A 14,134-nucleotide genomic window follows, 5' to 3' on the forward strand; every position below is an offset into this window, starting at 1 on the left:
CCTGAGGAAACAGGAACTCTGAGGAAAACGGGAGGTGAAACAGGACACTGACGGAGCAACATTCTGAACCGACAATCCGAAAGCATCCAAGAATCCCGGAAAGAAAATAACAAAAAGAAAACGAAAAACAGAATATGGCAAATTTAGTAGCAATAGTAGGACGCCCCAACGTGGGTAAGTCAACGTTGTTCAACCGTCTCACGAAGACCCGCCAAGCCATTGTGAGCGACGTGGCAGGAACGACACGCGACCGTCAATACGGCAAATGCGACTGGAACGGAAAGGAGTTTTCAGTGGTGGACACCGGCGGATGGGTAGTGAAATCCGACGATATCTTCGAGGAGGAAATCCGCAAGCAGGTGCTCATCGCCACTGAGGAGGCTGACCTCATCCTCTTCCTCGTGGACATCACCACGGGAGTGACAGACTGGGACATGGACGTGGCGCAGATTCTACGCCGCACGAAGCTGCCGGTGATTCTCGTGGCAAACAAGACAGACAACAACGACCTGATATACAATGCGGCTGAGTTCTACAAGCTCGGACTCGGCGACCCGATGTGTATCAGCTCGGCTACGGGAAGCGGCACGGGAGACCTGCTCGACGACGTGGTGGCGAAACTGAAAGACAACAGCGGCGAACTGCTCGAAGAAGGCATACCACGCTTTGCCGTGGTGGGAAGACCGAACGCCGGAAAGAGCAGCATCATCAACGCATTCATCGGCGAAGACCGCAACATCGTGACGGAGATTGCCGGAACGACCCGCGACAGCATCTACACGAGATACGACAAGTTCGGATTCGACTTCTATCTCGTAGACACCGCCGGCATCCGCCGCAAGAACAAGGTGACCGAAGACCTGGAGTTCTACTCCGTGATGCGTTCCATCCGCGCCATCGAGCATTCTGACGTCTGCATCCTTATGATCGACGCAACGAGAGGCATCGAGGCACAGGACATGAACATCTTCCAGATCATTCAGAGGAACAACAAATCGCTCGTGGTAGTGGTGAACAAGTGGGACCTCGTGGAGAACAAGGACCAGAAGGTGATGGACACCTTCGAGAACGCCATCCGCAACCGCATGGCTCCATTCACTGACTTCCCTATCATCTTCGCCTCGGCACTGACGAAGCAGCGCATCTTCCGTGTGCTGGAGACTGCCAAGGAGGTGTACCTGAGCCGTAAGATAAAGATAGGCACATCAAAGCTCAACGAGATGATGCTGCCGCTGATAGAGGCTTATCCGCCACCATCAATAAAGGGAAAATACATAAAGATAAAATACTGCACGCAGCTGCCTAACACACAGATACCATCATTTGTGTTCTACGCCAACCTGCCTCAGTATATCAAGGAGCCTTACAAGAGATTCCTGGAGAACAAGATACGTTCGAACTGGAAGCTCACGGGGTCTCCAATAAACATCTTCATACGTCAGAAGTAACGGATACGATGACAAACAGAATAACAGCAAAGCTGCAGGCGTGTCTTATGGCATGCCTTGAAGCCTTGATTTTTACTTTGCTCGCGCCAGTGATGTCGGCGTGCTCGTCGTCGGAAGGCGGCAAGACGAAGGATATGGCTGCCGCAGAAGCTGCAAAGGAAATATACGACAGTCTGAGAAACGGCGGATATGAATATTTCACCGATATGACATACCGCAACGGGCGCATACCGGAAAACTACCGCAAGCAGCTCGTCATGAACTCCAAGATGTTCCTGTTTCAGATGCAGAAAGACCATGGAGGTATCCACGACATACAGATTGTCGACTGCCGCACTGACAGCGCCAGATCATCCGTCGACGCAAACGCCTTCCTGCTGCTCTGCTTCAACGACAGTACAAAAGAGGAAGTGGTGGTGCCGATGGTGAAGATTGGCGAAAAGTGGATGATGAGATGACAAATCAACAAAAAGAAGAAAATGCTAATACACAAATATCTAACGAGCTTCGGCAAATACCTCATCCTCATGGGACGCTCGTTCGCACGCCCTGAAAGGATGCGTATGTTCATGAAACAATACGTGAAGGAGATGTCCGGACTGGGAGTTGACTCCATCGGCATCGTGCTCCTCATCTCATTCTTCATAGGAGCCGTGATCTGCATACAGATGAAACTCAACATCCAGAGTCCTTGGATGCCACGCTGGGTGTCAGGATATACCACGAGAGAGATTCTGCTCCTGGAGTTCTCATCTTCAATCATGTGTCTTATCCTTGCCGGAAAGGTGGGGTCGAACATCGCCTCTGAGATCGGCACGATGAGAGTGACGCAGCAGATTGACGCACTGGAGATAATGGGAGTGAACTCTGCCAGCTATCTCATTCTGCCAAAGATGATGGGACTGATAACGATAATGCCGTTCCTCGTGATATTCTCGTCGGCAACGGGAATATTAGGCGCCTACGCCACAGCATACGTGGGACAGGTGCTCAGTCCTGACGACCTGACTGCCGGACTGCAACACAGCTTCAATCCATGGTTCATGTGGATGAGCATCATCAAGAGCCTCTTCTTCGCATTCATAATATCGAGCGTGTCGTCATACCACGGATATACCGTGGAAGGCGGTTCAGTGGAGGTGGGAAAGGCGAGCACCAACGCTGTGGTGACGAGCAGCGTACTGATACTCTGCTCCGACGTGTTCCTCACTCAGCTGCTGAGCTGATGGAACGGAGAGACGAGAACATACAGAGAGAAAGAGAGAACACAACATAAGGAGGGCGAAAGGTACTGATTTATGATAGAGATAAAGAACTTATGCAAGTCGTTTGGCGACAAGGTGGTGCTGAAAGACATCAGCACCGTGTTCGACAGCGGCAAGACGAACCTTATCATCGGACAGAGCGGCAGCGGCAAGACGGTGCTGATGAAGAACTTGGTGGGACTGCTCACGCCGACAAGCGGCGAGGTGCTCTACGACGGTCGCGACTTCGTGACGATGTCCAAGAAGGAGAAGGTGATGATGCGACGCGAAATGGGAATGATATTCCAGAGCGCCGCCCTCTTCGACTCGCTACCGGTGCTGGAGAACGTGATGTTCCCACTCGACATGTTTTCAAACATGAACTACCGCGAGCGTGTTCGCCGCGCACAGGAATGCCTCGACAGAGTGAACCTCGTGGATGCGGAGAAGAAATTCCCCGACGAGATTTCTGGTGGTATGCAGAAGCGTGTGGCGATTGCCAGAGCGATAGCGCTGAACCCTAAATACCTGTTCTGCGACGAGCCGAACTCCGGTCTCGACCCTAAGACATCGCTCGTTATCGACGACCTTCTACACGGCATCACTGAGGAATTTGACATCACCACAATAATAAACACCCACGACATGAACTCCGTGATGGGTATCGGCGAGAACATCATCTTCATATACCAAGGCGAGAAGGAATGGCAAGGCCAGAGCGCCGACATCATGGGCTCGACAAACAAAAAACTGACTGACTTCATCTTTGCCAGCGACCTGCTCAAGAAGATGAAGGAGAGCGAGATGAAGGAAATGAAGGAAATGAAGGAAAAGAAAAAGGGATAAGGCGAAAGATGCGAGGATAACCATAGCCTATAGAGAAGGACCATCTACAGCGCCGACAGGAAACCTGACCATCCTATCAGAACAACAGGAAGACAAAGGGCAGACAAGCTCTATACACATAGCGCCGGAACACGTTTCAATCAGTGATTGACGTGTTCCGGCGCTTTATTGTAACAAGACTGGAACATAGTCGGCAGAAATAAATGTCAGCATAGATTTGGACAAGAAAGAAAATAAGCATATCTTTGCAAAGTATATCGCAAGCGGTTTGCCCTCACGGGTGATTAAAAGGGAATCGGGTGGAAATCCCGGACAGTCCCGCTGCTGTGAGCCGCCCCTTATAAAAGGGTCGAACAATAGCCACTGGAAATTCTTATAGCTCCAATCTGTTATTATGAAGTCTAACGATTGTTGGAGGTTAACGGGAAGGCGTTCGATACCGGGCGGCAAGTCAGAAGACCTGCCATTGCGACACATGGCGTATAGTATCCATTATATATATGGTGGGAGAAAATGCCATTGCTGTCTCTCATGGGCTTCGAGGAAGGCGCACGAGGGAATCATGATGCTTGGGAAACAACAACATTTTCATTCATTAACTTTATAAACAAAATGCAAAAGAAGTACAGTTATCTAATGCTGGCACTCCTGTTGTCTATGTTATGGCTGCCAATGCAGCTGATGGCACAAGACGGCAACACAGTGCTGCAGCCGCAGTTCGGCAAGCAGACAGTGACAGTGGCAACGGATCAGGAACTCACGTACTACGACTACAAAGGCACAGGGTCGATCATGAGTTCCAATTCAAGCAACTCGCACTCCCTTCTCGTGTTCAAACCGGCAGAACAAGGGTATTCTATCATGATTACCTTCGAGTCGTTTGACGTGAGGACCCAGATGGGGTCATATCAAGGATATGCGAAGGTTTACGACGGTGAAGTGGACGACACGGGATTCACCTGGGCCACTAAAACAAACGAAGTGACAAAAGACACCAAGCTGCCCGAGGGCAACGTGATTGAAACTCTTGACGGCATCTACACCGACAAGAAGTCGTTCTACTCTACGACAACCGACGGAGCATTGTCGGTAGGATTCATATATCGCTACTCATTCAAAGCTGACGGATGGGTGGCAAAGGTGAAGTGTGTGAAACTCGAGGACATGAGCGTTACGAATGCCGGTTCGCAGTATGGCAACGTGAAAGCGCCTGAGTTGACGACGAACGTGAACCTCGCCGGATTATATGTCAACACCAGCGGAGTGCTGAACGCTGACCACCTGACATCCATCAAGTTCAGAATGGCTGAGAACGAGAATGTGGTAGACCCTCTCTCTCTGAAACTGTTCGCCGGAAGCGCCGACTCATACAAGGGTGCTACCCCTATCGCTACTACGATAACGGAGGACAACGGCATATACACAATGACGCTCGACCATAAGCTGAGCGAAGGTAAGAATGAGTTTACCATCGTTGGCGACCTGAATACAGAGGCTTCCATTGGTGCGAAACTGAAACTGGAGGTGACTGGTGTCACCACGACAAATATGCCCGACGGCGTGGCTACATTCACGGCAGCAGAGGCAGTAGGACTGGTGAACCCGGCTATTGTGACATTCCCAGCGGAATACAAGACAATCACGGTGACCGACACACCTCTCAACTTCTATGATGATGGAGGACCTACAGAAGAGGTAACCATCGGATTCAACGGTATGGTGACCTTCAAACCGGCTTCTCCCGACAAGAAGGTGATGATAAACTTCTCAAAGATGAATATCTTCGAGAGTTCTCTGCACGACGACGCGAAATCACAATACATCCTTATATATAACGGTTCGACGGACGATGAAGCCAATCTTATCAGAACCGTCAGAGAAACTGAGACTCCATTCGTACGTTCCAACTCGGAAGACGGAGCATTGACAATAAAGTTTGTGTCCGGCAGCGAACTATCATATACCCGTGACGGTTTCGAAGCTGAGGTTTCCCTGTTTATCCCACAGCCAATGACGACACAGGCGGTTGAGACGACACAAGCATCTGCAAAGACTCTGGCTGCCGGCGATACAGATCAGGAAATACTGAAACTGAACGTGAAGACAGAGAACAACTATCCGGCACTGACGGCAAAGAAATTCTCTTTCACCACAAACGGCACGAATGACATCATCAGCAAGGCTACTGTATATTATACCAAGTCAGCGGCCAGCTTCTCAACTTCCGTAAAGGTGGGCGAAGCTGAGGTGACTGGCGACGCTATCGAAATAACAGCAACCAACGAGGTGTCACTTGTTGAGGGCGACAACTATTTCTGGCTTGCCTACGACATCAAGGAAACGGCTGTCAACGGACAGAAGATTGATGCCGCAGTGACTTCTGTTACACTCAGTGATGCCACCCACACCGTTGCGGATGGTAATCCAGAGGGCAACCGCGAGGTGCTGAACCAGGTGGTATCGCATTCCGACCAGGGCACGGTTACAAAGAAAGTGAACGGTTCGATGGGCTTCAAGACACAGAACAAGAATGAATATTCTTCTGACTATGAGAGTGGCACGGACGACCGCATCAATATCTTCCTGCCTTACAACGAGGGTATGATATGCCAGATTGAATTCTCCAAATTTGACCTATACTGGAATACCTACAGCAGCTCTGAACATGCTTCGCTGAAGATCTACAGCGGCAAGGGCACTACAGGTGAACTGCTGTGGGAGACCACAAAGAACAACTACACCAAGGGACCAGAGGGCGTAATCCGTTCTACTGCTGCCGACGGAGCATTGACAGTAGTATTCAACGCCGGTGTTACTTCATCATGGAACACAAAGAACGGTTTTGTGGCTACCGTGAGCGAATATCTCTCCAAACCAATGGAAGTGGCAGCAACTACTGCTACACAGTCGGCAAAGGAGATTGCAAAGGTGGGCGAAAAGGATCTCGACATCCTCAACATCAACATCACTACCGAGGGCAACGAGAATCCCAAGAAACTTTCAGCCGTAACTGTGGACATGAAGGGAGCGGAGAAGAGCATCGCTGCCATCAAGCTCTACTCGCTGGCAAAGGCTGACGAGGAGATTGCCGCCGACAAGGCTCCTGTGGCTACGGCTACAATCGACGGAACTGCAACGGAGGCTACACTGACTCTCGACGAACCGTTGGCACTGGCAGAAGGCGACAACTACTTCCGTCTGCGCTATGATATCTCTGACGACGCTAAGGCGGGCGACATTATCGACGCCGCTATAAAGAGCATCACTGCCGACGGTGAGACTCTGACTACAGAGAACGGCGACCCTGAGGGTGCGGTAATGATAAAGAACATATACAACATGATGGCGGGCGACAATGGTGAGATTCTCATCAACGAGGGCGCTCCTCTCTTGTTCTACGACGATGGCGGTGTGGACGGTGATTATTCGAAAAACTTCGAAGGAACTGTGACATTCGCTCCTAACACTCCTGGACAGAGCGTGAAGCTCACATTCAAGGAGTGGACTGTGACGGCACAGGACAAGTTCTATGTATATCATGGCGGAGAGGTGAAGGAAAAGGAGGATGCCAAATACAGCATGTATGACAAACCGACTTATTTCCTCTCTGATGCCGAGGACGGCAAGGTGACCGTAAAATTCGTGACGAAATACTCAAAGGCTGGTTTCGCAATAGAGGTGACGGCATACGAGAAACAGCCTATCAGCGTGGCTTCTGTAACGACTACCGCCGTGGCTCCTGAAACTACGATGAAGGGTGCCGAGACGCTGCTGCAGAAGATTGAGGTGGTTGCTGACGGCGACCTCAACGTTCTGGACATACAGAAATTCAACCTCGCTGCCATCGACCTGGCAGACAATGCCCTCGCCAATGCAAAAATCTATGCTACAGGAACAAGCGCCGAGTTTGCACCTGTAGACCTCTTCGGCAAGCAGGAGGGCGGTCAGCTTTCCATCAATGGTTCTTACAAGATCACGCTGCCTGGCACTTACTACTTCTGGCTCGCCGGCGACATCAGCACTGAGGCTGCTCCTGAGGCAACGGCATGTGCCCAGCTGGAGAGCATCACGGCAAACGAGACGACGACAAACGTTGAAGAGGCGACAGCGGCTTCCACCAAGGTGGTACAGGGCGTGAGCGGCACAATAACAGTGGGCGCGGGCGCTGACTACGGCACGATACAGGCTGCCGTGAACTCTCTGAAGGACGGTATCGACGGACCTGTGACCATCAACATCAAGCGTGGTATATACAACGAGAACGTGACGGTGCCTGAGATTCCGGGAGCTTCGGAGAACAATACCGTGACGCTGCAGAGCGAAAGCGGTGACTGGCACGACGTGAAGATATATTACGACTTGTATAACGAGCCGCAATATTCTGACGACAAGATGTTCCAAGAATTTGGTACGTTCACCATTGCCGGCGCTGACTGGTTCACACTGCGCGGTGTGGAGGTGACAACGACAGACACCAATTTCCCTGGTGTGATACACATCAAGAACCAGAGCCGCCACGTGACTGTAGACAACTGCTATATCCATGCAGACATGACGGTGACTTATTCAGAGGACATCAACCTGATATATACCTATACAAAGAACCTGGCTTACCAGAACAACGACTATCTCACAGTGAAGAACTGTCTGCTCGAGGGTGGATACATCGGTGTGAGAATGGGCGGAACAAGCTATGTGGCTCTGCCTAAGGAAGTAGGCGGAGTGATAGAGAACAATATCCTGCGCAACCAGGGTTCCAAGTCTCTGTATGTGTCTGACGAGTTGGGAACGAAGATTCGCAACAACCGCATAGAAAACAACGCCACAACGAAGGAGTTTGACGGTATCGACGCACAGGTGAGAGACCTGTATGACGAGAGCTTCGAAATCAGCGGAAACAAGTTCCATCTCAACACCAACAACTCTGCTCTGGCCATCACGCTGAGACAGATGACGGGTAGCGAAGAGGTTCCGGTGAATATCGTGAACAACGAGGTCATCGTGGTTAGCAACAGCGAAAAGAGCTACGGTATCAAGGTCGGCAACAATGCATCCAACGTGAACATCGCCAACAACAGCGTAAATATGTTGGGTGAAGCCAAGTCTTCGGCTATGGTAATCAGCAGCAGTACTGCCGAGAACTTGAAGGTTGTGAACAACGTACTGATGAACAACGCCGGCGGTTATGTATACAGCTACAACAATGCCGACTACATGACAAAGGCTTCTTATGCCAACAATGCCGGCTTCACTACCGGTGAGGTGTTTGCACGTCACAAAGAGGATGTTGCTTCATACGAGGCATGGCAGGCTATATGCAACGAGGAGAACGGAGTGAACGAGGCTGCGAACTTCATCGACGGCGAGAACACTCTGGAACTCTCTAAGGCTGGCAATCTGATGAAGGCACTGCCTCTGGCTTATGTGGAGACTGACATCACAGGCAAGGAACGTAACGGCGAGACTCCTACAATCGGTGCTTATGAGTTTGATGCCAACACGGATGCTCCGGTGATGGTTGAGGGTTATCCGATAATCAACAACATCACTGACACATCGGCCGACATGAAGGTGAGATTCAGTCAGACTGGTGCCGTCCAGTATATGGTCAAGGATGGAGCTGAGGATGCTCCTACCGTTGACGAGATTACGACTTCTGAGAATGTAATCACCGCATACAAGAACGATGAGACAAAAATTACCGTTGAGGGTCTGGAGAAAGACAAGGAGTATGTCATCTACTCACTGATGACAAACATCAACGGCATGTCAAGCGAGGTGTATGCCTCAAGCAAGTTCATCGCTGGCGGTGAGGTGATAAAGGAGATTCCTAACGTGAAGGCAACTGCAGAGGCTACTGAGAGTGTGGAGTCCGGACAGAAGGCTTCTCTCAAGGTTAACGTGACAGAGGGAACGGCTCCTTTCAGCATTTCCTGGACAAACGGAAAGCTTCAGGAGATAGCAACGGCTTCTCTCGATGACTTCGGTATTTCTGTGATGGAATATGCTCCTGTGGAGTGCGACATGTATTATGTAACCGTGACGGATGCCAACGGAAAGCAGGCTTCTGACACTTGCCGTGTGGCAGTGACCGGTGATGCCGTAGTGGCAACATTCGAGAACCTGTATCTCAACAGCGAGAGCTACTGGAACGGTCCTGACTCTAAGGGCACACCGATGGTGGGCATATATGGCGACAACCAGCTCGACGGTTCGTTCGTGAGCGGTTCTTATCAGTTCAGCAACAACTACAGCCTCGACTGGAACTCATGGCAGGGATTCGCTTATTCTAACCGTACGGCAACGACGTTCACAAGCGCTACTCCTGACCAGTATAACTCTGTTGTTGGCCATGGATATGATGAGTCGGAGAATTATGCGGTGGTATTCGACAAGGGCACAATAACTGTGCTCAACAAGCCTGAGGAGGGTGACGTGATAAACGGATTCTATATCACCAACAACGCGTGGGCTCTTGACTGCATAAAGAACGGCAACGGAGTGGCACACAAGTTTGAAGAGGGTGACTATCTCATAGCGACATTCACTGGCACCAGGGCTGACGGTTCTACATCTACAGTGGACTGCTATCTTGCTGACTATCGTGCTTCGAAGGAGGCTGACCGCTACTATCTCGACACATGGCAGTGGGTTGACCTTCGTCCGCTCGGCAAAGTGAAGACCATCTCTGTATCCCTCTCTGGCTCTGACACTGGTTCATTCGGATTGAATACATCGGCTTACTTCTGTATGGACGACTTCAACGGTGAACGTGTCGTTGCGGAGGCTCCGGTTCAGGTGGCTGGCGACGAGATTGATCTCAGCGAGTTCTTCACGTTCGATGATGCTTCGGCTACGGTTTCTTACGCATTTGCCGACGCTCTGAGCGAGGAACTGGCACAGAACGTGACTCTCTCTGCCGACGGCAGACTGACTGTGAAGAAGGGCTACTACAACAGTTTCAACGTTGTGGTAAGCGCCACACAGAAGGGCAAGATTCAGTTCTTGAACATACCGTTCGACATCGTTGACGGCATCAATGGCGTTGAGGATTCTGACAGTAACGTAGCTGCCCGCTACAACATCAGCGGACAGAAACTGAACGCTCTCCAGAAAGGTGTCAACATCATACGCACCACCGACGGCAAGACCGTTAAGGTAGGCGTGAGGTGAGAATCCACATTTTGAGGTTATAAATAATCGATAGAGAAAGCCCCGGAACCTTGTGAATAGGTTTCGGGGCTTTCTTCTGATAACGCATCGTCAGCTAATAATGTCTCGTCATATAGTGAAGCGGCGGTATACCGCTGGTATAGCTATGTGATACTGTCAGTTTACCTATGCTGCACTATCGGTGCAAGGCTGCTGCACTTCTCTTGTACCGCTTTTTCAATCTATATTTATGATGAATTACCTAAATAGTTACATTAACTCCCTTTTGAACCACACCTCGAAAACATGGTCGGCAAGAAACACTCCCTCCTTGGTCTGGGTGATGATTTCCTTTTCGAAAAGAGCTTTCTTAATGCGCTCCACATTAGATTTCGTTCCAATTGGATAAATATCGTCAACTTTCTTTGATGAGAAGCCATTGTGGATGCCGCTGCAAAGCAGACGGATGAAGTTGAGCTGGTAGGTTGTGAGTGATTCCGTCTGCTGCACAAACAGGCTGTTGCATTGTTCCAGCAGAGCATCAACGCCCCGATGAAATGTTTCTTCTGTCACTTCCGTATCCGTCTCTGCCATCACATTCCACGCCAACTGCTGTACGTAGGATGAATAGTTTCCGACGCACTCACATATCCTGGATGCGTAAATGTCAGAGATTCGTTTTCCGTATTTCTCAAAGCGGGAGCAGATGAACGGCACCCAATACTCCGTGGGGATACAGTCTAGGTATATCATCTCGCCGAACATGTAGAATGGCATCCGCTTACTTTGAAAGATATTCATCATCAGGTGTTTCTTGCTGCCAAACAGACAATAGGACACATTCTGCTGATGCTGCCATACACCGCGCATACGCTTCTGCACTTCTATGCTGCCTGGAAATTCGCCTACCTGCTGGAACTCATCGATACATACAACTATCCGGAAGCCTTTTTCGCGTGCAATGAGTTCCGGAAGATTGAGTATCTCTTCGGGAGTATAGTCCTTCGGCGTTATTCCAAGCGATAATGAGAACTCCGAATTTGGCTCAGGACTGAAGGAGAACTTGGGCGAAAGGCGGACAAGGAAACGCTTTATGTTTTCCAATATCTGCTCCGCCCTGTTGCCCGTGGATTTCAGTATTGCCGAAGCAAAGCGGTTGTAGAAATCATACTCGCTACGACAGTCGTATATATCCATATACACTGTTTTCACCTGCGGAACGTCCATTTCCGACATTACCTTCTTTACCAGTGAGGTCTTTCCCATTCGCCTTGGCGAGATGAGGATGACGTTTATGCCGCTTTCAAAATCAAGCTTTATGCGCTTGGCTTCCTTTATGCGGTCGGTGAAGTTATTGCCCTCTACCGACATTCCGTAAACAAATGCTTTTTCCATATCCCAAATACTTATATTGACGATGTAAATACTTTGCAAACGAGCGCAAAGAGAGTTTACTCTCAATTTGCCGAGTGCAGCTAAGTATTATGTAAATACTTTGCAAACGAGCGCAAAGAGAGTTTACTCTCAATTTGCCGAGTGCAGCTAAGTATTATGTAAATACTTTGCAAATATAAACAAAAATATCGAGGTTCACAAGTTAGTGGACCACTAACTTGTGAACCTTATATAAGTATCTGACAATAACATCTGTTTGTCGCCACGATTGTATTTACTATTCTTCGGCAACCTTTTAGAATACCCTCACTCAAAAACAACCGAACTTAAAGTATGATCAGGAAAAATTATTTATTTTTTTATCTCAATCCTGAACGTCGTGCCAACTCCCACTTCACTGCGTTTAACGAAGATGCGGCCATGATGATATTCCTCAACGATTCTCTTGGCAAGAGAAAGACCTAAGCCCCACCCACGTTTCTTTGTCGTGAAACCGGGCTTGAACACGCTACTTATGTCTTTCTTCCTTATACCCTTGCCATCGTCAGTAACTTCGATAACTGCCTTGCCGGGCAAATCCAAGACCTCGATAGTGATATGCCCCTCGCCTTCCATGGCGTCAACGGCATTCTTGCAGAGGTTCTCTATTACCCACTCAAAAAGAGAAGTATTGAGATTCACGATAATATCATTCTGAGGGAATTTCTTTGTCATAAGAACCTTAGATGATGTCCGTCGGTCCATATAGTCGATCACATGGTCTACCACATCACTGAGACTCGACGGCACAGGTTCTGGCAATGAGCCAATCTTGGAGAAGCGGTCGGCAATAAGCTGCAAGCGCTTCACATCCTTGTCCATCTCCGGGATAAGGTTATCATCAGGATAATTCTCCTTCAGTATCTCTATCCAGGCCATAAGACTGGATATCGGTGTACCCAGCTGATGTGCGGTCTCCTTTGACAAACCTACCCACACCTTGTTTTGTTCTGCTTTCTTTGATGTCAGCAAAGCGAATATAGCCACTACAACAAATATAAGCACTACTCCAAGCTGCACATAAGGATAATACGCCAAACGTTTCAGTATCGTGGAATCATCATAGCATACATCCACATAAGCCTTCTTATTAGCATCATCCATAGAGATTCTGATGAATCTGCCAGCGTCATAAAGACGCTTTCCCAAATGCGACACATACGCAACACTGTCCTTCTCAGAACGGTTGCCTACATCAACGTTTCTGCATATCTGCACCAGTCCCTTATTATCAAGCACGATAACGGGAATGGTATTGTTGTCGTTCATCACTTTCAGTACAAGCCCCAAATCTGTGGTCTCGTCGGCCATATTGAACGAGCGCATTGCGTCCGCCCAAATTTCCATCTTGTTGCGTTCCTCCTTGGCGAGGTCCTTTACAAAGATATTTGAGATTATCAGGGATGTTACCGCTATTACAATAGCCGCCAACACGAGAATGATCTTAACTTGCCTTATTCTATCTGTCCATTGCATATCATAGTAACGGAAATAACTACTATTTATTGCAATACAAATGTTTACAAAGACATTTTTAAGGACACAGTATAAAAATCAAAAGACTGCAAGCAGTTATAAAATACTACCATTGAACGGCCTAATGACCGTTTCAGGTTAAATGGAGATATAAAAACAAGACAAGGAAGTGATCAGTCTTATGACACGTGTACAATTCTGGTATTTAACCCACATTTTCCCAAAAACCGTCAACCATCTGGTCCCATATTCGGAAGTGTCTATAATTCAGTCACTTCCGTCTGTTTCTGGGGTCAAAAACCATCTGGTAATTGTCCGGACAATTCAATTATCGCCTGATGAAAACAGACATAAAGCTGCATGAGGACCCAAAAAGCCTCTGATGCGTACAGACGCAAAAAAATCCTCCGGAGGATTGCTCTTCCGGAGGATTCAAGTCTTAAAGTGAAAAAAGGCGGTTACCTACTCTCCCACATTGCATTGCAGTACCATCGGCGCAAGCGGGCTTAACTTCTCTGTTCGGAAGGGGAAGAG

7 protein-coding genes, 1 rRNA gene and 1 riboswitch are annotated in these 14,134 nt (G+C 49.0%); of the genes, 5 read left to right on the forward strand and 3 right to left on the reverse strand.

Annotated elements, in window-relative coordinates; genetic code table 11:
* Window positions 1-134 precede the first annotated feature (134 nt).
* The 5 genes from der to ST42_RS11480 all read left to right on the forward strand — a co-directional run bounded on the left by der (window position 135) and on the right by ST42_RS11480 (window position 10,711).
* Window positions 135-1,448, forward strand: a complete 1,314-nt coding sequence (gene der / locus ST42_RS11460) for a ribosome biogenesis GTPase Der (RefSeq protein WP_022316055.1) — start codon at window positions 135-137, stop codon at window positions 1,446-1,448.
* Between the two features lie 8 nt (window positions 1,449-1,456).
* A complete protein-coding gene (locus ST42_RS11465) occupies window positions 1,457-1,906 on the forward strand; it encodes a hypothetical protein (RefSeq protein WP_052484790.1) in 450 nt (149 codons plus the stop codon).
* 21 nt (window positions 1,907-1,927) lie between these two features.
* Window positions 1,928-2,674 carry an MlaE family ABC transporter permease gene (locus tag ST42_RS11470; protein WP_022316057.1) on the forward strand — a complete coding sequence of 249 codons (747 nt, stop codon included), beginning with the start codon at window positions 1,928-1,930 and terminating at the stop codon, window positions 2,672-2,674.
* A gap of 72 nt (window positions 2,675-2,746) precedes the next feature.
* Window positions 2,747-3,538 carry an ABC transporter ATP-binding protein gene (locus tag ST42_RS11475; protein ID WP_044073600.1) on the forward strand — a complete coding sequence of 264 codons (792 nt, stop codon included), beginning with the start codon at window positions 2,747-2,749 and terminating at the stop codon, window positions 3,536-3,538.
* A 246-nt stretch (window positions 3,539-3,784) separates the two neighbouring features.
* A riboswitch (cobalamin riboswitch) is annotated at window positions 3,785-4,020 on the forward strand.
* Between the two features lie 130 nt (window positions 4,021-4,150).
* Complete coding sequence (locus tag ST42_RS11480) at window positions 4,151-10,711, forward strand: DUF4465 domain-containing protein (RefSeq protein WP_052488338.1); 6,561 nt, start codon at window positions 4,151-4,153, stop codon at window positions 10,709-10,711.
* A 249-nt stretch (window positions 10,712-10,960) separates the two neighbouring features.
* On the opposite strand, the gene ST42_RS11485 is transcribed toward ST42_RS11480, so the two are convergent.
* The 3 genes from ST42_RS11485 to rrf all read right to left on the reverse strand — a co-directional run.
* Window positions 10,961-12,085 carry an AAA family ATPase gene (locus ST42_RS11485; protein WP_042517403.1) on the reverse strand — a complete coding sequence of 375 codons (1,125 nt, stop codon included), beginning with the start codon at window positions 12,083-12,085 and terminating at the stop codon, window positions 10,961-10,963.
* Between the two features lie 351 nt (window positions 12,086-12,436).
* Window positions 12,437-13,600 (reverse strand): sensor histidine kinase, encoded by a 1,164-nt coding sequence (locus tag ST42_RS11490; protein WP_044073601.1) that lies wholly within the window; start codon window positions 13,598-13,600, stop codon window positions 12,437-12,439.
* A 449-nt stretch (window positions 13,601-14,049) separates the two neighbouring features.
* Window positions 14,050-14,134, reverse strand: a 5S ribosomal RNA gene (gene rrf / locus ST42_RS13315); the annotation flags it as partial.

Source organism: Prevotella pectinovora (assembly GCF_000834015.1).
Lineage (GTDB): Bacteria > Bacteroidota > Bacteroidia > Bacteroidales > Bacteroidaceae > Prevotella > Prevotella pectinovora.